Source organism: Streptomyces sp. SID8352, assembly GCF_009862265.1.
Classification (GTDB): domain Bacteria; phylum Actinomycetota; class Actinomycetes; order Streptomycetales; family Streptomycetaceae; genus Streptomyces.
Map to the genome: position 1 here is coordinate 47,073 of NZ_WWGX01000001.1, position 20,753 is coordinate 67,825.

The 20,753-nt window shown below is 74.5% G+C and carries 19 protein-coding genes and 1 pseudogene; 11 read left to right on the top strand and 9 right to left on the bottom strand.

Features of this window, described 5'->3' with window-relative positions:
* Nucleotide 1: 1 nt before the first annotated feature.
* The 4 genes from thrC to groL all read left to right on the top strand — a co-directional run bounded on the left by thrC (nucleotide 2) and on the right by groL (nucleotide 4,170).
* Nucleotides 2–1,291, top strand: coding sequence for a threonine synthase (thrC, locus tag GTY84_RS00220; RefSeq protein ID WP_161223939.1), 1,290 nt, complete (start codon nucleotides 2–4; stop codon nucleotides 1,289–1,291).
* Entirely contained in the window at nucleotides 1,288–1,563 is a 276-nt protein-coding gene (locus GTY84_RS00225; protein WP_161223940.1) for a MoaD/ThiS family protein, read from the top strand. Before thrC ends, GTY84_RS00225 begins: the two co-directional genes overlap by 4 nt.
* Nucleotides 1,564–2,010: 447 nt before the next feature.
* Entirely contained in the window at nucleotides 2,011–2,214 is a 204-nt protein-coding gene (locus GTY84_RS00230) for a cold-shock protein (protein ID WP_004929928.1), read from the top strand.
* A 333-nt stretch (nucleotides 2,215–2,547) separates the two neighbouring features.
* Nucleotides 2,548–4,170 carry a chaperonin GroEL gene (groL, locus tag GTY84_RS00235; RefSeq protein WP_161223941.1) on the top strand — a complete coding sequence of 541 codons (1,623 nt, stop codon included), beginning with the start codon at nucleotides 2,548–2,550 and terminating at the stop codon, nucleotides 4,168–4,170.
* Between the two features lie 118 nt (nucleotides 4,171–4,288).
* Here the strand turns inward: groL and GTY84_RS00240 are convergent, their stop codons facing one another.
* Nucleotides 4,289–5,002, bottom strand: coding sequence for a transferase (locus tag GTY84_RS00240; protein ID WP_161223942.1), 714 nt, complete (start codon nucleotides 5,000–5,002; stop codon nucleotides 4,289–4,291).
* Nucleotides 5,003–5,089: 87 nt separating this feature from the next.
* Between GTY84_RS00240 and GTY84_RS00245 the strand changes: the two genes are divergently transcribed.
* Nucleotides 5,090–5,965, top strand: a complete 876-nt coding sequence (locus tag GTY84_RS00245) for a glycosyltransferase (RefSeq protein ID WP_161223943.1) — start codon at nucleotides 5,090–5,092, stop codon at nucleotides 5,963–5,965.
* On the opposite strand, the gene GTY84_RS00250 is transcribed toward GTY84_RS00245, so the two are convergent.
* Both GTY84_RS00250 and GTY84_RS00255 read right to left on the bottom strand, forming a co-directional pair.
* Nucleotides 5,966–7,069, bottom strand: a complete 1,104-nt coding sequence (locus GTY84_RS00250) for an NAD(P)-dependent oxidoreductase (protein WP_161223944.1) — start codon at nucleotides 7,067–7,069, stop codon at nucleotides 5,966–5,968.
* Between the two features lie 32 nt (nucleotides 7,070–7,101).
* Nucleotides 7,102–7,338 (bottom strand): hypothetical protein, encoded by a 237-nt coding sequence (locus GTY84_RS00255; protein ID WP_161223945.1) that lies wholly within the window; start codon nucleotides 7,336–7,338, stop codon nucleotides 7,102–7,104.
* 196 nt (nucleotides 7,339–7,534) lie between these two features.
* On the opposite strand from GTY84_RS00255, the gene GTY84_RS00260 reads away from it, so the two are divergent.
* Nucleotides 7,535–8,905 (top strand): helix-turn-helix domain-containing protein, encoded by a 1,371-nt coding sequence (locus GTY84_RS00260; protein WP_161223946.1) that lies wholly within the window; start codon nucleotides 7,535–7,537, stop codon nucleotides 8,903–8,905.
* 67 nt (nucleotides 8,906–8,972) lie between these two features.
* On the opposite strand, the gene GTY84_RS00265 is transcribed toward GTY84_RS00260, so the two are convergent.
* From GTY84_RS00265 to GTY84_RS00275, 3 genes are all read right to left on the bottom strand, one after another.
* Nucleotides 8,973–9,536: a hypothetical protein gene (locus tag GTY84_RS00265; protein WP_161223947.1), complete on the bottom strand. Its 564-nt coding sequence runs from the start codon at nucleotides 9,534–9,536 to the stop codon at nucleotides 8,973–8,975.
* A 35-nt stretch (nucleotides 9,537–9,571) separates the two neighbouring features.
* A complete protein-coding gene (gene murQ, locus GTY84_RS00270; protein WP_161223948.1) occupies nucleotides 9,572–10,522 on the bottom strand; it encodes an N-acetylmuramic acid 6-phosphate etherase in 951 nt (316 codons plus the stop codon).
* Nucleotides 10,523–10,746: 224 nt separating this feature from the next.
* Entirely contained in the window at nucleotides 10,747–11,706 is a 960-nt protein-coding gene (locus GTY84_RS00275; protein WP_161223949.1) for a MurR/RpiR family transcriptional regulator, read from the bottom strand.
* A 54-nt stretch (nucleotides 11,707–11,760) separates the two neighbouring features.
* Here GTY84_RS00275 and GTY84_RS00280 point away from each other — a divergent pair, with 54 nt between their 5' ends.
* A complete protein-coding gene (locus tag GTY84_RS00280) occupies nucleotides 11,761–12,144 on the top strand; it encodes a hypothetical protein (protein ID WP_161223950.1) in 384 nt (127 codons plus the stop codon).
* Between the two features lie 9 nt (nucleotides 12,145–12,153).
* Nucleotides 12,154–12,411: pseudogene (locus GTY84_RS00285) on the top strand (DUF4031 domain-containing protein); the annotation flags it as partial.
* Nucleotides 12,412–12,593: 182 nt separating this feature from the next.
* Here the strand turns inward: GTY84_RS00285 and GTY84_RS00290 are convergent.
* The gene (locus GTY84_RS00290) at nucleotides 12,594–13,643 is read right to left on the bottom strand and encodes a GNAT family N-acetyltransferase (protein ID WP_161224050.1); all 1,050 of its coding nucleotides are present in this window, start codon (nucleotides 13,641–13,643) and stop codon (nucleotides 12,594–12,596) included.
* 106 nt (nucleotides 13,644–13,749) lie between these two features.
* Nucleotides 13,750–14,412 (bottom strand): hypothetical protein, encoded by a 663-nt coding sequence (locus GTY84_RS00295; protein ID WP_161223951.1) that lies wholly within the window; start codon nucleotides 14,410–14,412, stop codon nucleotides 13,750–13,752.
* A 461-nt stretch (nucleotides 14,413–14,873) separates the two neighbouring features.
* On the opposite strand from GTY84_RS00295, the gene GTY84_RS00300 reads away from it, so the two are divergent.
* Nucleotides 14,874–15,554 carry a maleylpyruvate isomerase family mycothiol-dependent enzyme gene (locus GTY84_RS00300; protein ID WP_161223952.1) on the top strand — a complete coding sequence of 227 codons (681 nt, stop codon included), beginning with the start codon at nucleotides 14,874–14,876 and terminating at the stop codon, nucleotides 15,552–15,554.
* 439 nt (nucleotides 15,555–15,993) lie between these two features.
* A complete protein-coding gene (locus GTY84_RS00305) occupies nucleotides 15,994–16,689 on the top strand; it encodes a copper homeostasis protein CutC (RefSeq protein ID WP_161223953.1) in 696 nt (231 codons plus the stop codon).
* A gap of 783 nt (nucleotides 16,690–17,472) precedes the next feature.
* Here the strand turns inward: GTY84_RS00305 and GTY84_RS00310 are convergent.
* On the bottom strand, nucleotides 17,473–19,527 hold the full coding sequence (locus GTY84_RS00310; RefSeq protein ID WP_161223954.1) for an AAA family ATPase: 2,055 nt from the start codon (nucleotides 19,525–19,527) through the stop codon (nucleotides 17,473–17,475).
* An 884-nt stretch (nucleotides 19,528–20,411) separates the two neighbouring features.
* Here GTY84_RS00310 and GTY84_RS00315 point away from each other — a divergent pair.
* Nucleotides 20,412–20,597: a hypothetical protein gene (locus tag GTY84_RS00315; protein ID WP_161223955.1), complete on the top strand. Its 186-nt coding sequence runs from the start codon at nucleotides 20,412–20,414 to the stop codon at nucleotides 20,595–20,597.
* The last annotated feature ends 156 nt before the right edge of the window (nucleotides 20,598–20,753 follow it).

Consider the following 20,753-nt stretch of genomic DNA (forward strand, 5'->3'; position numbering starts at 1 on the left):
CATGTCTGTGCAGACTCCCGCACCCTCCGCCGCTCCGGGCACCTCCGTCGATCTCGGCCCCGCCGCGGCGCTCTCCTGCCGCGAGTGCGGTCACCGGGTGCCCCTCGGCCCGGTCTTCGCCTGCGAGGAGTGTTTCGGCCCGCTGGAGATCGCCTACGACTTCTCGGCCCACGACGCCGAGGAACTGCGCGCGCGAATCGAAGCGGGTCCCGCGAACATCTGGCGCTACGCGCCCCTGCTGCCCGTCCCCGCCGACGTGGCCACCAAGCCGAACCTGAACCCCGGCTGGACCGAGCTCGTCAAGGCCGACAACCTCGCCCGGGAACTCGGCTTCACCGGCGGCCTGTTCGTCAAGGACGACTCCGGCAACCCGACCCACTCCTTCAAGGACCGGGTCGTCGCCCAGGCCCTGGAGGCGGCCCGCGCCTTCGGCTTCACCACCCTCTCCTGCTCCTCCACCGGCAACCTGGCCGGCGCCGTCGGCGCCGCCGCCGCGCGGGCCGGGCTGCGCTCCTGCGTGTTCATCCCGCACGACCTGGAGCAGGGCAAGGTCGTCATGGCCGCCGTCTACGGCGGTGAGCTGATCGGCATCGAGGGCAACTACGACGACGTCAACCGCTTCTGCTCCGAACTGATCGGCGACCCGGCCGGCGAGGGCTGGGGCTTCGTCAACGTCAACCTGCGGCCCTACTACGCGGAGGGCTCCAAGACCCTGGCGTACGAGATCTGCGAGCAGCTCGGCTGGCGGCTGCCGGACCAGATCGTCGTCCCGATCGCCTCCGGCTCCCAGCTCACCAAGATCGACAAGGGGTTCCGCGAGCTGATCCGGCTCGGCCTGGTCGAGGACCGCCCCTACAAGATCTTCGGCGCCCAGGCCGAGGGCTGCTCGCCGGTGTCCGCCGCCTTCAAGGCCGGGCACGACGTGGTGCGGCCCCAGAAGCCGGACACCATCGCCAAGTCCCTCGCCATCGGCAACCCGGCCGACGGCCCCTACGTCCTGGACATCGCCCGCCGCACCGGCGGCGCCGTGGAGGACGTGACCGACGAGCAGATCGTCGACGCCATCAAGCTGCTCGCCCGCACCGAGGGGGTCTTCGCGGAGACCGCCGGCGGCGTCACGGTCGGCGTCACCCGCAAGCTGGTCGAGAGCGGTGCCCTGGACCCCTCGCTCACCACCGTCGTCCTCAACACCGGCGACGGACTGAAGACCCTCGACGCGGTGGCCGGCACCGGCCTCACCGCGACGATCCGCCCCAACCTGGACTCCTTCCGAGAGGCTGGCCTCGCATGAGCGTGACCGTCCGCATCCCCACCATCCTGCGCACCTACACCGGCGGGCGGGCAGAGGTCCCCGCCGAGGGCGCCACCCTCGGCGAGGTCATCGGGGACCTGGAGAAGAACCACACCGGCATCGCCGCCCGGGTCCTCGACGACCAGGGCAAGCTGCGCCGCTTCGTGAACGTCTACGTCAACGACGACGACGTCCGCTTCGAGCAGGGCCTGGAGACGGCCACGCCGGACGGCGCGGGCATCTCCATCATCCCGGCGGTCGCCGGCGGCTGATCCGGCCCCTGCGGGCCCCTCCGGGCCGCCCTGCGGCGTCCGCCCGGACCCGTGCGCATTGCCCCCTCCGCGGAAAGAAGCGGAGGGGGCAATTCCATGTGATTGAACGCGGTAGAGTTGGGGAACGCGCCCTCGGCCGTGAAGTCCGGAGCCCCGAATTTCCGCTCCCCGTCCGACAAGAAGCAGCCAAAGTGCGGGCGCCTTTCGCGAATTTTGTTCCCTTTGTGCGGCCTGACTTGCCCTGGATCCGGGTGAACTGTCGCAACGTTCCTGGCTCGCCGCGTCCTGATTTCTCGTCCGATTGACCTGTTGCAGACGGCAGTTGGGCAGATACATTCGGCCGCGGTCGACGCGTTCCGGCGCACGCCCCCATTCGTGGGGGGCGAGGTCTGACCCGGGTTCGCGAGGTGCGGATCCGCGCAAGGGCCAGTAATAGGGGAGTTAGGCATGGCTCAGGGCACCGTCAAGTGGTTCAACGCGGAGAAGGGGTACGGCTTCATCGCGGTCGACGGTGGTGCGGATGTTTTCGTCCACTACAGCGCGATTCAGATGGACGGCTACCGCACCCTCGAAGAAGGCCAGCGGGTCGAGTTCGAGATCTCGCAGGGTCAGAAGGGCCCGCAGGCCGACATGGTCCGCCTCAGCGCCTGAGACGCGCGGCCACACGAGCGAACGGTCTTTCCCGGAGGGCCCGCACCCCACAGGTGCGGGCCCTCCGGTCTGCCCGGACGCCCCGGGTTCCGGGTCCGCGGGGCCGTCCGGGACCGGACGGACGGGCCGCTCCGGAGCCCGGGGCGCTTGCACTCCCGGGGGTCGAGTGCTAATCATTGCGTTAGCACTCTGAAGGTGAGAGTGACAACGAAGGACCGGGTCGGTGAGGCCCGCAGGCCGGTGGGGGAAGGAACCCGCGGCAGGCGAGCCGTCCGTCGCGGGCGCGGGCGCGGTCCGAAGGAATCACCCCCAGTCCTGGAGGGACCACTTCACATGGCCAAGATCATCGCGTTCGACGAGGAGGCGCGGCGCGGCCTCGAGCGCGGCATGAACCAGCTCGCGGACGCCGTCAAGGTGACGCTCGGCCCCAAGGGCCGCAACGTCGTCCTCGAGAAGAAGTGGGGCGCCCCCACGATCACCAACGATGGTGTCTCCATCGCCAAGGAGATCGAGCTGGAGGACCCGTACGAGAAGATCGGCGCCGAGCTGGTCAAGGAAGTCGCCAAGAAGACGGACGACGTCGCCGGCGACGGCACGACCACCGCCACCGTCCTGGCCCAGGCCCTGGTGCGCGAGGGTCTGCGCAACGTCGCGGCCGGCGCCAACCCGATGGCCCTCAAGCGCGGCATCGAGAAGGCCGTCGAGGCCGTCTCCGCCGCCCTGCTCGAGCAGGCCAAGGACGTCGAGACGAAGGAGCAGATCGCCTCCACCGCCTCGATCTCCGCCGCCGACACCCAGATCGGCGAGCTGATCGCCGAGGCCATGGACAAGGTCGGCAAGGAAGGCGTCATCACCGTCGAGGAGTCCCAGACCTTCGGTCTGGAGCTGGAACTCACCGAGGGCATGCGCTTCGACAAGGGCTACATCTCGGCGTACTTCGCCACGGACATGGAGCGTATGGAGGCCGTCCTCGACGACCCGTACATCCTGATCGCCAACTCGAAGATCTCCAACGTCAAGGACCTGCTCCCGCTGCTGGAGAAGGTCATGCAGTCGGGCAAGCCGCTGCTGATCATCGCCGAGGACGTCGAGGGCGAGGCCCTGTCCACGCTGGTCGTCAACAAGATCCGCGGCACCTTCAAGTCCGTCGCCGTCAAGGCCCCGGGTTTCGGCGACCGCCGCAAGGCCATGCTCGGCGACATCGCCATCCTCACGGGCGGCGAGGTCATCTCCGAGGAGGTCGGCCTCAAGCTGGAGAACGCGACCCTGGACCTCCTGGGCCGCGCCCGCAAGGTCGTCATCACCAAGGACGAGACCACCATCGTCGACGGCGCCGGCTCGACCGACCAGGTCAACGGCCGCGTCAACCAGATCCGTGCCGAGATCGAGAACAGCGACTCGGACTACGACCGCGAGAAGCTCCAGGAGCGCCTGGCGAAGCTGGCCGGCGGCGTGGCCGTCATCAAGGCCGGTGCCGCCACCGAGGTCGAGCTCAAGGAGCGCAAGCACCGCATCGAGGACGCCGTCCGCAACGCGAAGGCGGCCGTCGAGGAGGGCATCGTCGCCGGTGGCGGCGTGGCCCTGCTCCAGGCCTCCCAGGTCTTCGACAAGCTGGAGCTGGACGGCGACGAGGCGACCGGCGCCAACGCCGTGAAGCTCGCGCTGGAGGCCCCGCTGAAGCAGATCGCCGTCAACGGCGGTCTCGAGGGCGGCGTCGTGGTGGAGAAGGTCCGCAACCTGACCGTCGGTCACGGCCTGAACGCCGCGACGGGCGAGTACGTGGACATGATCGCCGAGGGCATCATCGACCCGGCGAAGGTGACGCGCTCCGCGCTGCAGAACGCCGCCTCCATCGCCGCGCTGTTCCTCACCACCGAGGCCGTCATCGCGGACAAGCCGGAGAAGGCCGCGGCCCCGGCCGGCGGCGGCATGCCGGGCGGTGACATGGACTTCTGACCGGCACGCCGGTCACCCGTCCTTCTCCCGAGGGCGGCACCCGGGCTTCGGCCCGCGGTGCCGCCCTCGGGCGCGTCCGGGGCGCGGAGCCGGGGCGGTGGGCGGGCGGACCCTGACGTCATGCCCCCGCGCCGGCCGTCCCGCGAGGTGCCGGGCGTCGGCGGACGTGGACGTCGGACGTGTGAGGGGCGGTGATGACGCTGCGGTCGGGGACGGTGCGTGCGGCGAGGGTGACGCCGCTGGCGATCCGGCAGTCGCGGCCGAGGGCGAGGCCGGGGCCGAGGCTGATGCTGTTGCCGGTCTGGACCCGGTCGCCGATCAGGGCGCCGAACCGCGGTGTGCCACAACGGTAGAGGCCGTCGGGGGTACGCAGGATGATCTCGCGTTCAGGGTTGCTCATATGGGGACTCCACATGCTGATGGCCGCGACGGTCAGGCCGGCGGACAGGTGGGCGTCGGCTCCGACGAGGGTGCGGTTGATGCCGATGCGGTGGCCGAGGACGGCGCGTTCGCCGAGGAAGGAGCAGGTGACCTCGCAGTTGAAGCCGACCGAGACGTCGGCGCAGAGTACGGAGCCGGCGCGGACGGTGGAGAACTCCCACACACGTACGCGCGGCCCGATGACCACGTCGTCGCCGATGATCGCGGTCGGGTGGATCTGCGCGGTGGGGTGAACGCGGTGCGAGATCCGGGCGAGGGCCTGGCGGTGCCCGTCCTCCCAGAGTGCGAGGAAGTCGGACAGCTCGCTCTCCTCCAGGTGCTCGTAGGGGGTGCCGTCCAGCATTTCGTCGGCAGGAGCGGTGAGGTAGTCGCCGAGGCGGATGGCAGGCATCGGTGGCCTTCCTGTGCGTGGTCGGTGGAACGTTCCCAGGGCGGCTAGCATCACCAGCACCGGACCTGAGGAACGGAGTGTTCATCCGTGCGTCACCCGCGCGTAGGCGTCGCCATCTTGACCATGGGCACGCGGTCCGCCGAGCTGGCCGATCTCCTTGAGTCGGTCGCCGGGCAGGACACGGCTGCGACGCGGGTGGTGGTCGTCGGCAACGGCTCGCCGCTGCCGCCCCTCCCCGAGTGGGTGACCGGTGTCGAACTGCCGGAGAACCTGGGGGTGGCCGGCGGCCGGAATGCCGCACTGGCCCGGCTGCGGGAGTTCGGGGACGTCGACGTGGTGGTGGACCTGGACGATGACGGCCTGTTGATCAGCACGGACGTGTTCACCCGGCTTACTGGGCTGTACGCGGCGGACCAGCGGCTCGGCGTGGTCGGTTTCCGTATCGCCGACGAACACGGCCGTACCCAGCGCCGCCACGTTCCGCGTCTTCGGGCGGCGGATCCGATGCGGGGCGGGCTGGTGACGACGTTCCTCGGCGGCGGGCACGGGCTGTCGATGCGGATGCTGGAGGAGATCGGTGGGTGGCCCGAGCCGTTCTTCTACGCGCACGAGGAGACCGACCTGGCCTGGCGGGCACTGGACGCGGGCTGGAAGGTGCTCTACGAGCCGGAGCTGGTGCTCCGGCATCCGTGGACGTCGCCGACCCGGCATGCCGTCTTCCACCGCATGGTCGCCCGTAACCGGGTCTGGCTGGCCAAGCGACACCTTCCCGCCCTCCTCGTCCCGGTCTACCTGTGCGTCTGGACGGTGATGACCGTGGCTCGCACCCGGTCGGCGGCGGGGCTGAGGGCGTGGTTCGGCGGGTTCGCCGAGGGCCTGCGCACGCCGTGCCCGCCCCGCCGACCGATGCGCTGGTCCACGGTGTGGCGGATGACCCGCCTGGGCCGGCCGCCGGTCATCTGATCAGGCGGTCGCGGCCTCGGACTCGGCCCGCAGCCACGCGGGGATCGCCTCGGGCGTCTTGTCCAGCCAGTCCGTGTAGCGGGCCACTCCGTCCTTGACGGTGATCGTGGGCCGCCAGCCGAGCACCGCTTCCATCCGGTGGCCGGACGCGTAGCCGCCGAGCGGGTCACCGGGCGGCATCGGCGTCTCCACGAACCGCGTGCCCGGGTACTGCTCGGCGACCAGCTCGGCCACGGTGAGGATGCTGGTGGGGGTGCCGGTGCCGATGTTGACCGTCTCGTTGTGGGCCCGAGGGGCGGCAAGAGCCCGCACCGTGGCGGCGGCGATGTCCTCGACGTGGACCAGATCCCGGACCTGGTGGCCGCCGCCGTTGAGGTGCAGAGGCAGCCCCAGGGCGGCGCGGGTGGCGAACCAGGCCACGACCCACGAGTGGCTGTTCTTCTTGATGACCTGCGGCTCCCCGTAGACGGAGAAGTACCGCACGACCGTGTACGAGGTGCCCACGGCACCCAGCGTGAGAGCGGTCTGCGTCTCGCCCCACGCCTTGGTGTTGGCGTAGACGGACATCGGCCGCAGCGGCATGTGCTCGTGGAACTGCGACGGGACCCGCCCGTAGACGGCTTCCAGCAGCTTGCGCACGGTCCGGTACTCCTCGCACGGGCGTGCCCGGTCCTCCGGGTTGCCGTTGCCGTAGACGCTGGCCGAGGAGACGAAGACCAGGCGGCGGACGCGGTCGCAGGCGGCCACGGCGTCGAGCAGTACTTGGGTGCCGGTGATGTTGGTGTGGATCGCCGCGGTGGGCTTGCGGGTGCAGGCGGCGACATCGGCGAGGGCGGCGGCGTGGATCACGTAGTCGGATTCGGCCACCGCCTTCCTGACCACGTCCGGGTTCTGGATGTTGCCGACGATGACGTCCGGGTCGGTGGGGTCGATCCCGAACAGGTCGCGGTAGGTGTGCCGGGGGTATGCCTCCAGCGTGCACAGCAGGACCGGCCGGGCTCCCACCTGGCGCAGGCAGGCGGCGATACGGCTGCCGATGAGCCCGGCTCCCCCGGTGACCAGCACGTTCCGGCCGACGAGTTCGTTCAACTGGGTATCGTGCACGGTGCCTCCATGTCGTGGTGATGTGTGCGGTGTCACCGGCCCGCCAGGCGGGCCTGCTCGCGCTTGGCGATGAACTGCTCGAACGGGATGCCGTAAGGCTCCGTCTGGTCCGGGGTCAGGACCGACGTGGTGGCGCGACCGTCGGTGTCGTGGACCTCGATGTCCGGGGCGGCCTGCTGGGCGCGGTGGTCGTACGGCGCGTCCCGCTTCAGCGGCGTCGCGTGGGTGGCCGACGCCCGTACACCTTGGGCGGCCTGGGGCTCCTTCATGTCGCTCTCCCCTCGGGGATCGCCTGCGGCCCGCTCCGATGCGCGCCGTCGTGGACACGAGGACACCGCAGTCCGCCCGGCGATGGGAGGGGCGGCCTCTCGCTGCGCACACGGTTTGCACGGGGCGTAAACGGCTTGCAACTTTGCGTGCTGCAAGGTGTTTTGGCAGGACAATGAGTCCGGCAGGAGGTGAGTCGTGGACAACACCCATCCGCTCTGGCGTTCCGCGGCTATGCGTGACGCGCTCGCCCGCCGCGATGCCGGCGCGATCGTCCGGTTGGCCCGCCGTGCGGCCGACGTCACGCTCGCCGAACTGGGCAGCCAGGTCGGGTATACCGCCGCATCCCTGTCCCGGATGGAACGCGGCAAACAGCCCATGCGCGACGTGCTGATACTCCAGAAGCTCGCAGTCTGCCTCGACATCCCTCCGCACCTGCTCGGCCTCGCGCCGCAACAGCAGCGAGCCGCCTCGGACGGAACCGACGGCACTAGGGTGGGTGGGCACACCCTGTTCGGCGAAGAGGGAGACGACGCGGTGCGACGCCGAAAGCTCCTGGCAGGACTGGCCGGAGCCACCACCGGCGCGGTCCTCGGACCGCCGGCCGCCGCCCATGCCCCGGCACAGCCAAGCCTGTCCGGCCTGGAAGACCTCCTACTCCACCGGCAGCCTGTCCGTCTGGTCAGCACGGACCCCACTCCGTCAGCCGTCACCGCAGCGGTCAGCGCCTCCCGAGCCGACTTCAGCGCCTGCCGCTACGACACCCTCGCCCGCGCACTCCCGGCCCGGATCGCCCTCGCCCAAGCCCTCAGCGCCCATGGGCCCTCGGAGCAGGCGGCGACCGCAGTCTCCGAGCTCTACACCACCGCAACCCGGCTCTGCATCAAGCTCGGTGAGGACGGCCTGGCCGCCGTCACCGCCGACCGCGCCCTCACCGCGGCCCTCGGCGGCGCCGACGCCCTCACCGTCGCCGAAGCCCACCGCATGGTCTCCTCCGCCTGGCGCCGCCAGGGGCACCACGTACGCGCCACCGACGTCGCCATCACCGCCGCCCAGCAACTGACCGCCGACCGCACCACCGACATCACCGAACGGCTCTCCGTCCAGGGCAACCTGTACGCCACCGCCGCCTACACCGCGGCGAAGCAGGGCGACCGACACACCGCACACATCCTCATCGCCGAAGCCGAAGCCACCGCCGGGCAACTCGGCCACGACGCACTGCTGCGCGGCACCATCTTCGGCCCCGGCCAAGTCCTCCTCCACCAGATCTCGATCAGCCATCTGCTCGGCGACGCGGGCCAGGCCATCGAGCACGCCCGCCGCATCGATCCCGCCGCTCTGCCCACCACCGAGCGCCAGGCCCGCTACTGGATCGACGTCGCCCGCGCTTTCGACCAGTGGGGCAAACCCGACCGCTGTTACCGTGCTCTTCTGGCCGCCGAGCAAGCTGCACCGCAGGAGGTCCGCCGCGGTTCGGTCCGGACCATGGCGGCCAACCTCATGCGGCACGATCGCGCCCTCCCTGGGGTACGGGCGTTCGCCCACCGGGTCGGTGCCCTCGCATAGCCGTCCGGGGACGCGTGTGCCGTCAAGGCTTCGATCCGGCGGCCCGTTCCGGGAGGCGCCCCGGCGCTCAGCCCATCGGCTCGACGTCGACGCGCACCGGGGTCCCCCACACGCGCAGCACCTCGTAGTCGGTGAACTCGTGCACCAGCCGGTACGCCATCGCCGCGCGCGGCCCCCGGCGCTGCGCCGCGAGGTACAGCTCGGCCTCGCGGCGGTCCCGCCGGGGTGTGCCGCACAGCTGCCACACCTGACCGTTCCACGCCTCCGGCAGCCAGCGCTGCTGGGGCTGCGGACGGTCCCCGCGCACCCCGTAGCGGGACTGCACCGGCTCGGTGGCGCGGACCGGGAGGGGGCCGCCGTTGTACTCGTCGCGGCGGGCGGCGCGGCGCCGGGTCTCGCAGAGCAGGCACAGGTCGGGGGCTGCCGAGTCGACCGGCCCGTTGGGGTGGTCGAGGCAGCGGGTGGTGGGGGCCGCCGCGGCGACGCTCTCCTCCAACTGGTCCAGCGCGCGCCTCAGGTCCGCCCTGACCTCGTGCAGCTTGGCGTCGGGGGTGTCGGCGGCCAGGGCCTCGCCGTGCTCACCGAGGAGGCGCAGGGCGCGGCCCAGGGCGGTCCGCTGGGCGTGGTTCATGTCCCTCAGGGTCGCACACGGCGGGGCCCCGCACCTCAGCCGTGCGCCGCCGCCAGGGCGGAGCGCAGCCGGCCCCGGGAGTCCTCCAGGAGGCGGGCGGCGGTGGCGGCGTCCACGTCGGCCAGCAGGGCGAGTATGGCGTGCTTGACCTCGCCGTCGGCGGCGTCCAGGGCGCGTTCGATGTCGTCGTCTGCCGCGCCGGTGGCGAGGGCGACGATGCGGTGGGAGCGGGCGCGCAGCTTCTCGTTGGAGGCGCGGACGTCGACCATCAGGTTCCCGTAGGTCTTGCCCAGCCGGACCATGGTGATCGTCGACAGCATGTTGAGGACGAGCTTCTGCGCCGTGCCGGACTTGAGCCGGGTGGAGCCGGTGATCAGCTCGGGGCCGACGACCACCTCGATGCCGTGGTCGGCGGCGGCGGCCAGCTCGCTGCCGGAGTTGCAGGCCAGGCCGACGGTGAGGGCGCCGAGCGACCGGGCGTACCGGACGGCGCCGACGGCGTAGGGGGTGCGGCCGGAGGCGGAGACGCCGACCACGGTGTCGTCGGCGGTCAGGGCGAGGGCGTCCAGGTCGGCGCGGGCCAGCTCGGGGGAGTCCTCGGCGCCCTCGACGGAGGTGACCACGGCCTCGGGGCCGCCCGCGATCAGGCCGACGACCTGGCCGGGGGCGGTGTTGAAGGTCGGCGGGCACTCGGAGGCGTCGAGCACGCCGAGCCGCCCGGCGGTGCCGGCGCCCGCGTAGACGAGCCGTCCGCCGCGGGACATCCGGGCGGCGACGGCGTCGACGGCGGCGGCGATTTCGGGCAGCCGCGCGGCCACGGCCGCGGGCACGGCGGTGTCCTCGCCGTTCATCAGCCGGGCGATCTCCAGCGTCGGCATCCGGTCGATCTCGGCCAGCTCGGGGCGGAACGCCTCGGTGGTGAGCGTCTCCAGCTGGTCGCGCAGGCCGGGATGCGGGTGGCGGGGGGTGCGGGAGGTGGAGGTCATACGGGGTGGCTCTCTCCGTGCGGTGCGGTGCGGTGCGAGGTGGAGCGGTGCTGTGCGAGGTGGTGCGGCGGGACGGGTCCCCCCGGTTCCGTCGTCACGTTCCCCCGTTCATCCGGAGGGCGGGCCGCCGGCGGACGGGAGGTGACGGCGGGGCCCAGGGTCTTTCGTTTGGACGAGGTGCGGCGCCAGGGCCCGCGAGCCCGGCATGATCCAAACGAGAGGCCCTAGCGGCCGGTGCCGCCGCGGGGGGCGTGGCGGTGGGCCAGGGCCTCGTAGGAGGCGGACAGGGCCGGGCCCGCCGTGTCGTAGGTGCGCTGGGCGACACCCACGAACAGGCAGTCCACGACCAGGAGCTGACTGGTCCGGGAGGACATCGCGGCGGGCCGCAGCTCGCTCTCCCGTGCGGTCGAGGTGGTCAGTACGTGGTCGGCGTACTGCGTGACCGGGCCGTCGGGGCGGCCGGTGACGGCGATGGTGGTCGCGCCGCGCTCGAAGGCGACCCGGAGCGGCTCGATCACGTCGCCCGTCGACCCGGAGTGGGTGATGGCGAGCGCGACGTCCCCGGCGCGGAGCTGCACGGCGTTGGTGACGGCGAGGTGCGGGTCGCCGGGGGAGTGCGCCAGCAGCCCGATGCGCAGCAGCTTCTGGGTGAGGTCCTGGGCGACCAGCCCGGAGGCGCCGATCCCGTAGGCGTCGATGCGGCGGGCGGTGGCGAGCGCGGTGACGGCGGCGCCGAGCTGCGCGGTGTCCAGCCCGGCGGCCGTGTCGGCGAGGGTCTGCTGCTCGTCGTGGGCGAGCTTGGCGACGACGTCGGCGATCGGGTCGTCGACGGCGATGTCGGTGGTGATGGCGGGCGCGCGGCCGGACTGCTGCTGGGCGGCGAGCCCGGCCAGCGCCAGGCGCAGGTCCCGGTAGCCCGGGTAGCCGAGCAGGCGGGCGGTGCGCACCACGGTCGCCTCGCTGGTGCCGGTCAGCTCCGCGAGGCCGGTGACCGTGAGGGCGGCGCAGCCCGCCGGGTCCTGGGCGACGGCCTCCGCGACGCGCTGCATGGAACGGGTCATCGACGGCGTCAGCGTGCGCACCTTGGCGGCGAGGGCGGCGGGAGCCGGGAGGGTGGCCCGGGAACCGCCGGGAACGGTGGCCGCGGCCGGTGGGGCGAAACTTTCCTTCAGGTCATCGGTCACTAATGAAAGATATTTTCGTTATGGTGCCGGGTCAAGAGTGCGCACAATGGAGGCATGGACCCGATCAGCCCCCTGGAACAGGCGCTGCACGCCGCCCGCGCCCTCGTCCTGGCCGATCTGGTCGCGGGACGGGTGGCGGAGGCGGACGTCGTCTCGCTGGTCGAGGCGGCCGTCGCCGGGCGCCGCTGGTGGGTCGAGCAGTGGCCGGAGGGCGCCGGGTTCGTGGCCGGACTGGTCGCCCAGGACGTGCAGGACGCCCTGCTTGAGCGGTACGGCCGCTGGCCGCTCTGCCCGGTCTGCGGTTCCGGCGACCCGCACGCCCTGGAGGTGGAGCCCGAGCTGGGCCCGGACCCGCGCTGGGTGTGCCACCGGGCCGGTGTCGTCGTCGCCCCCGTCGGCTCGCTGGGCGCCGCCCTCGGCGGCCCCCCGCCGTCGTAGGGGGTCCCGGTGGCGCTCTACATCGATCCGCCGACCTGGCCGGGGCACGGCCGCCTCTGGTCGCACCTCGTCAGCGACGTCTCCTACGCCGAGCTGCACCTGTTCGCGGCGGCCCTCGGCGTGCCGCGCCGCGCCTTCGAGCGCGACCACTACGACCTGCCCGAGCGGCGCTACGCGGACGCGGTCGCCGCCGGGGCCCTCCAGGTGAGCAGCCGCGAGGTGGTGCGGCTGCTGCACGGGGCGGGGCTGCGGCGGCGCAAGGGCGCGCCGGGGGCGGCGGGGCCGCCGGGCCGGGTACGGTCCGGGCCGCCGGGCCCGGTGCCGTCGGGGACGCCGGGTGGTCCCGTGCTCCCGTCGGCGCGTCCGGCGCCGGGGCCTTCGGCGGGGCCTTGGGCGGTCCCGGGCGGTCCGTACCCGTGGCCCCCGCCGGGCGGCGCGTGTCCGCCGGATCAGCCGGGGAGTTCGTAGACCAGCAGGCCCGTCTCCTCCTCGCGCCGGGTCAGGACGTATCCGGCGCGGGTGAGGACGGCCTGCGAGGCGGTGTTGCCCGGCTCGGTCATCGCCAGCAGGCGGGTGCCGCCCTCCCGGGCCGGCGGCCACGCCGACAGCGCGCGCAGCGCCTCGGTGGCGTACCCCCGGCCCCGGCCGTCCACGGCGAGGTCGTAGCCGATTTCGGCGCGGTTCTCCCCGTTCGGCGGGCCGTGGAAGCCGATGGCGCCGACCGCGCGCCCGTCCTCGGCGCGGACCAGGACGAAGACGCCCCACTCGGGTCGGTGGGCCCCCGCCTCGTACGCCGTGACCAGCATCCGCGAGGCGTCCCGGGTGCCCTGGAACGGCCCGCTCGCCACCCAGTCGAAGCCGCCGTCGCCGCCCGTGGCGAGGTCGAGGGCGGCGGCGGGGGTGAGGCCGTGGAGGCGGAGGCGCCCGGCGGGGAGGACGAGGTTGTTGCGCCACTCCCAGACGGCGGGCCGGGTCCGGCCGGGCAGCTCGCCGCGGCCGGTGGCCCACAGCAGCGTGCTCAGGGGGTCCGGGCCGGGCGGCACGTGCGGGAAGATCCGGGTCAGCGCGTACGCGCACAGCTCGGCGGACGGCTCGTGGACCAGTCCCAGGCCCGTCGCGATGTCATGGGTGTGCGCCAGCACCTCGGTGACGCCCATGGCCGCGAACCCCTCGCGGCCCGCGCTCCGGTGGGGGTGGGGGTGGAAGGCGCGGGCGTCGGCCGGTGCGGTGGCCGCGGCGGCGGCCAGCAGCGCCCCGGCGGTCTCCAGGACGTGCAGGACGTCCGCGGGTCCGGTGCCCTCGTCAAGGGTGATCCCGAAGGGGACGCGGGCGTCGGCGGCCCGCACGGCGAGCCGCCCGGCGTAGGCGAAGAGGGTCTCGGCCAGGTGCTCCGCCGTGGTGCGGCAGCTCCACTCCGGGCCCGCCGCCGGTGTGCCGTCCCAGTCCCGGTCCACCGCGGTGCGCAGCAGCGCCACGGAGCCCGCGACGGCCTCCGTCACCCGCGCCGCGGCCAGCTCCCCGCCCCTGCTGCGGGCCGGGTCCCCGCCCGCGCCGTGCCCCGCGGCTCCGTCCGTGTCCCGCCCCGTCGTCACCATGGCCGGGAGGCTACGGGGCGGACGCGTCCCCGGGCGAGAGGATTTCCAGTTCGGCGGCGAGGTTGTAGCGGGCGGTGGCCTCCCAGGCGTCCCGGCCCCGGGGGGTGTGGAACAGCCGGGGCAGGGCGAGGAGGCGGCGCAGGACGTCGGACCGCCCGGCGCGGAAGGCGTCGGGGGGCACGAAGTGGTACTCCTCGCGGACGGCCGCCGTGTACGCGGCGTACGCCGAGGGCGGCGAACCCAGAACGGCCAGGTCCGCGTCGCACAGCACCTGTCCGTCGCGGTCGTCGCCGGCCGGGTCGTGAGTGGCGGTGAGCAGCACCAGCCGGGCCACCTCGGCGGTCCGCCCCGCCCCCGCCCCGGCCTCGGTCAGCGCCCGCCGGGCGAGCCGCGCCGAGCGCTCCTCGTTCCCGGACAGCTCCGGCCGGTACACGGCGTCGTGGAACCAGGCGGCCAGCCGTACGGTGTCGGGGTCCGCGGCGTACTCGGCGAGGGCGTCCACGTGGTCGAGGACGGCGGTCAGGTGCGCGGTCGTGTGGTAGCGCCGCTGCGGTTCGCCCCATCGTCGCAGCAGGTCCTCGGCGTACGGCTCGGCCGCGGGTCCCGCCCCGGGCCCCCGCACGGCGTCCAGCACCCTGACGAACCGCCCCCGCAGGGCGTCGGCGTCGGTCATGGGCCCATTCTGGCGCCCGGGGGACGCCCGCACATCCCGGCGGGGGCCTCCGGCGGACGTGCGGCTCCGGCGGACGCGCGGCTCGGGCGGGGCCGTCCGCCGGGGGCTCGTCCGCCGGGGGGACCGGCCGCCGGGGGGACCGGCCGCCGGGGGGACCGGCCGCCGGGGGGACCGGTCCCTCCGGCGGTGCGGGTTCCGAGGGTGCGGGGCCCGGTGGCCGGGGGCCCGGAGGTGCCGGTTCCGGACGGCCCCGATCCCGGCGGTGCCGCGGCCGGTGCCCCGGGCCCCGGGTTCCTCGGGCCCGCGCCTCTCGGGTCCGGCGTTCCTCGGGTCCGGCGTCCCCCGTCCCGCGCCGGAGCGGCGTCCTCCGGTCCGGCGCCCCCTCCGGTCCGCGCGTCCGTGACGGGGCGGGAGCGCGGGACCTCCCCGCGCGGGGCGCCCCCCGCCCCTACCGTGGCCGCATGACGACTCCCGCTGATGTGCACGACGTACGCGATCCCGCCCTCCCCGGACGGCTCCTGGAGGCCGAACGGGACGAACTGCTCCCCCTGTTGCGCTCCCGCTCCGCGGACGACCTCGCGCTGCCGGTGGCGGCGTGCCCCGGCTGGACGGCGCGGGACCTGCTGGCGCACTGCGCGGCGGCGTTCACCCGGGTCCTGGAGGGGCGGCTGGAGAAGGGCGTGTTCACGGCGGAGTCCAACGAACGGGACATCGCCGAGCGGGCCGGCTGGGACGTCCCGCGCGTCCTCGACGAGTTGGAGCGCGGGATGACCGGGGTCGGTCCCCTGATCGCGCGGGCGGACGGGGTGCTGGACCTGCTCGCGCTGGGGGAGTGGGTGCACGCCGGTGATCTGCGCGAGACCTTCGGGGTGCCGGGGGCGTACGCGGGCGCGGGGCTGGTCCACGCCCTCCCGCTGCTCGCCCAGGTCACCCGCGTCCAGGACCATCTCCCGCTGCACGCCGACCTCGACGACACGGACGCCCCGCTGCGCCTCGGCGCCGCCCCGGGCGACCGGACCCCGGCCCGCTACATCGGCCCGGCCCCGGTCCTGGTCCGCCTCTACGGCGGACGCGCGACGGCGCCCTCCGGCTACGAGCTGGCGGGGGCGACGGCGGAGGAGCTGAGCCTCTTCGGCTGGTGAGGCACGGGCCCGGCGCGGGTGCGGGTGCGGGTGCGTGCCGGGCGCGGGTGCGGTGCGGTGCGGGTGCCGCGTGGTGCGGCGGGGCCGGGTGCGCGGCGCGGGCGCGGTGGCCGGGCCGGACCGGCACACGGATCGGCCACGGTCCGGACGGGGCCGGGCGACGGCCGGACGAGGTCCGGGTGACGGTCGGGCGAGGGGCGGGCGAGGGGCGGAAGCGGGTCCGGTGTGCCCCGGTTCCGCGTCCGGTGTGTCCCGGTCCCGTGCCCGGCCGTCGGCGGGGGCGGCGGCGCGGTGCCCGGGAGGGTGGCCGAAGGACGACGGAGGCGGTGGGAAACGGGGGCTGCGCGGTTTCCGAGGGGGCCCCTACGGGGCCTGTCGGGGTTTAGTCTTTGATTGGACTAGACCTATAGCAGCCCACGAAGCCGACGAATGGGGTCCCATGAGCAAGCGAGCAGTCCTGGAGGTGATCGCCCTCGACGTCGAGGACGCGGTCGCCGCCCAGGCCGGAGGCGCCGACCGCCTCGAACTGGTCACCGACATGGCCGCGGACGGTCTCACCCCGTCGACCGGGACCGTCGCCGCGATCCGCGCCGCCGTCGACATCGACCTCCGGGTGATGCTGCGGCTCGCCGACGGCTTCGCCGCCGGTGACGTCGACCGGCTCGCGGAGCTGGCCGGGGAGCTGCGGGAGACCGCCGGGGCCACCCAGTTCGTGCTCGGCTTCCTCGGCGCCGACGGCGATCTGGACGTCGACGCCGTGGAGCGTGTCGCCGGGGCCCTGGACGGCTGCCGGTGGACCTTCCACCGCGCCATCGACCGGGCCGCCGACCGCGACGCCCTGCGCAAGCGGCTCGCGGACTTCCCCGGCCTGGACACCTATCTGACGGCCGGTGCCGCCGACGGCGTCGACGAGGGACTGGCCACCCTGATCGCCGAGGCGGAGCGGCACGGCGAGCACGGCTACGAGCAGCAGCTCCTCGTCGGCGGCGGCCTGCGCCTGGACCACGTGCCCACGCTGCTGGAGGCCGGCATCGACGGTTTCCACATCGGCGGCGCGGCCCGTCCGGAGGGCTGGGACGGCCCGGTGTCGGCGGAGTCGGTCGCCCAGTGGCGGGCCGTGCTGGACGCGAAGTGACCCCCGGTGGGGAGGCACCGGGCGGCGTGCCCGGTGCCTCCCCACCGACGCGCCGTCCCCCGGAGACCCCGGGCGGACCGGGCAGGGCGAGCACGCGCCGCCCGGCGGCCGTGGGCGCCCGTCGTCCGGTGCGGGGCCGTGTCCGACGGGGCGCGGGCGGCCGTGGAGGCCGTGACGACCGGGTGCCGTTGAGGCCGCGCTGACGCTCGTGGCCGCGACCGGGCCCTCGTGACGGTCGTGGCCGCGGTTCGTACGGCCGGGCCGCCCGGGGTGGGGTTCCGCCACCCCTGCCCGGACTTCCGGGCCCTCGCCCGGCCACTGGTGCGTGCTCCGCGCGCTCCGCGTGGGCGCGGAGGCGGGCGGGGCGCGGCGGGGCACGACCTCCGGGGCGCCACGGGGGCTGTCGGGGTTCCGTACAGGTGGGCCGATCGTCCACCGGGGCCTCGGGAGCACCGTCGCGCCCACGGGAGCGCGCGAGCGGCGGCACGGGTGTGCCCGGACGGACCCGGCCTGGGCGGGGTGTGTCCGGTGCCCCGTGCGCGGACGGCCGCCGGGAGCGGCGGTGCGGCGGCGTCCACCGGGTCGGCCCGCACCGGACGGACCCGGCCCGCAGCGCGGCCCGGGACACCCGCCCCGGTGCCCACGGGCGGTCCGGGACGGCTCTGCGGGACCGTCCCACGGTGCCCGTCCCCCGGCGCCCGGCGGACCGGACCCGGACCGGCCCCGGGCGGGCACGGGGCGTCCGGGCGGGGAGGACGTCCGGACCGCCCGACTCCGTGCCGCTCAGCCCAGTTGGGCCGGCAGGGCCGCCGCGTGGGTGACGATCAGACCCGAGACGGCGCGGGTGAGGCAGACGTAGAGGCGGCGCAGGCCCGTGCGCTCGTCGGGTTCGCCGTCGACCACCGCGCCCGGCTCGTCCAGGACGACGTAGTCGTACTCCAGGCCCTTGGCCAGGGACGCCGGGACCAGGGTCAGCCGGGACTCGCGGGTGGTCTCCTCACCGGGGGCCAGGGGCGCCAGGCCCGCCGCGGCGAGCGCCCCGGCCAGCTCCGGCACGCGCGCGTCGGCGGCGATCAGGCCGACCGAGCCCTCCCGGGCCAGCAGCTCCCGGCAGGCACCGGTCACGTCGTCCGTCCCGGTGGCCGCGCGGACCTCGAAGAACCCCGGGTTCTCCCGCACCGACTCCACCGGAGCCAGCCCCGGCGCGATGTGCGGCAGCAGCCGGGAGGCATAGGCGATCACGTCCGTCGGCACCCGGAACCCGGCGGTCAGCTCCTCCACCACCGCGTCGGCCTTGCCCAGGTGGGCCAGCGCCTCCGCCCAGCTCCGGGTCGCCCACGGCGTGGTGCCCTGCGCCAGGTCGCCCAGCACGGTCGCGGAACCGGTGGTGCAGCGCCGCCCCACCGCGCGGTACTGCATGGGGGAGAGGTCCTGCGCCTCGTCGAGGACCACATGGCCGAGGGAGGGGGTGCGCTCGATCAGGTCGGCGGCCTCGTCGATCAGCACCGCGTCGGCGGGCGACCAGCGGGCCGACCGCACCGACCGGGCGGGCCGCGCCCACAGCAGCGCCTTCTGCTCGTCGGCGTCGAACACGCCCTCGGCGTGCTCCGCCAGGTGGTCCGGGTCGGAGAGCAGCCGGTGCACCAGCTTCGCCGGGTCGGCCTGCGGCCAGACGGTCTTCACCGCCGCCTTCACGGCGGTGTTGCGGGCCACCGCGTCCTGCACCCGGTCGTCCGGGGCCTCGCCCGCCCGCTCCATCCGCACCAGCACGGCGTGCGCGATCCGCTGCGGGAGGGCCTCGCGGGCGGCGCCGTAGCGGATGTCGCGCTCCAGCAGCCCGCCGACGATCTCCGCCACCTCGTGCGCGGGCAGCCGCCAGTGCCGCGAGCCGCGCACCACCACGACCGGCTCGGCGGGCGGTGTGATCCCCGCGTACAGGGCCCGGCGCAGCACCAGGGCCATCCGGGCGTCGCCCTTGACCGCGGCGGTCGCGGGGTCGTCGGTGCCGCGCACCTCGACGTGGGCGACCAGGTCGTCCACGGTGGCCTGCCGCACCGTCAGCTCGCCCAGCGCGGGCAGCACCTGCTCGATGTAGTGCAGGAAGGAGCGGTTCGGGCCGACGACCAGCGTGCCGGTGCGGGCCAGCCGCTCGCGGTGGGCGTAGAGGAGGTAGGCGACCCGGTGCAGGCCCACGGCGGTCTTCCCGGTCCCCGGGCCGCCCTGGACGCAGACGCTCCCGGAGAGTCCGGCGCGCACGATCTCGTCCTGCTCGGGCTGGATCGTCGCCACGATGTCCCGCATCGGGCCCACGCGCGGCCGCTCGATCTCCCGCTGGAGCAGTTTGCTGGTGGCCGCTGCCTCCGCCGGGTCGGACAGGCGCTCGTCCTCGTACGCCGTGAGGTCGCCGCCGGTGTAGCCGAAGCGGCGGCGGAGCCCGATGTCCATCGGGTCCTTGGCGGACGCCCGGTAGAACGGCTGCGACACGGGTGCCCGCCAGTCGATCACCATCGGGTCGCCCGCTGAGTCGTGCACATGGCGCCGCCCGATGTAGAAGCGCTCGCCCCCGGCACCCTCGGCCGCCTCCGCGCCCGGCGCGTGCAGGTAGTCGAGGCGGCCGAAGAACAGCGGGGTGCCGCTGAGGTCGGCGAGCGCCTTGACGCGGTCCTCGATCTGGCGTTGCAGCACGGCGGCGTTGACCCAGTTCGCGGTGACGTCGGCGATGTCCAGGGCCTCGGCGTCCTCCCGCATCGCGCGCAGCGCGGACCGGGAGGAGACGAGGTGGGCGCGCTCCCGGGCCAGCGGGTCGTCGGGGGCGGGCGGGGGCACGGGCGTGGACAAGGGGGCTCCTTCGGACGGCCTGCGGGGTGGACGGCGCGGGGGCGGCACGCGCTGCGGCGGCCCGGTGTCGCGCGGGAACCGGCCGGTTTCCGTCCGGACGGAGGCACTCCGTGGAGGAGGCGGGGAAGAGCGGGATTCTAGGCGACGGCGGTCGGCGGACGCCAACGGGTTTTCCCGGGGCGGGCGGGGAGGCGGCGGGTGCCGGCCGGGGGTGCCCGCAGACCCGGCGGGACACCGCCCGCCCCAGCCCGCCCCCGGCCCCGGCACGTGCGGCGCGCCGCGCATCCCGGCCCGGGGACGGTGCCGCGCCGCGCATCCCGGCCCGGGGACGGTGCCGCGCCGCCTCCTCGGGGCCCCGCCGTGGCCCCAGGGGCTGCCCCGTTCTCTCGCGCCGGAACCCGCGCGCCAGTCATGCGGCTCCGGGGCCCGCCGCCCGGTGCCGTGCCGTAGCCGCCCGTGCCGTAGCCGCAGGACCGTGCCGCCGCCGTCCGGGTCGGCCCGCCCTGCCCGGAGCCCCCGTCCTGGCGGACTCCGCTCCGCAGGCCCGGGCCCCGCCTCTCCGCCCGTTCCTCTCCCACCCCCCCTTCCTCCCCCAGGTGTCCCTTAGGGCCTCTCGTTTGGATCAGGCCGGGCTCGCGGGCCCCGGCACCGCACCTCGCCGCGTTGTCGTCGGTCGCCAGGGCTCCGCCCTGACTCCCTCCTCCGCCTTGCGATGCACGGCACCAGATCCCGCTCCCTGATCCGGCCCGATCCAAACGAAAGACCCTAGGGGACAGGGACGCCGGGGAGGGGGCCCTGGTCCGTCCGGGGGCGTACGCGGGGGCGGGTGGATTTCGGTCTGCGGACCGATGCCGGACGCATGCCCGGAATATCACCATGGAGGCATGAGCGCAGCAACCGTCTCCCCCGTCCCGGCCCCGGCCCGACCGGCCGGTGCCACGCCCGTGACCGGCAGCCACCGGCACCGCCTCGGCGATGCCTTGCGGGCCGCCAAGGTGCTCGTGGGCGCCGCCTTCGACGTGGTCCTCCTCGGGGAGTACGGCGAGGAGGCCGGCGTCCGCCGCCGCTGACCCGGCCCTTCGCCGTCACCCTCCGCCGTACCGCCGACCGTCCCGGACGCACCGACGTCCCGGCGTACCGCCCCGTTCCGGATACCGCCGTCCCGGCGCACCACTGCCCCGGCGCACCACCGCCCCGTTCCGCGCACCGCCGGTGCCGTCCCGTCC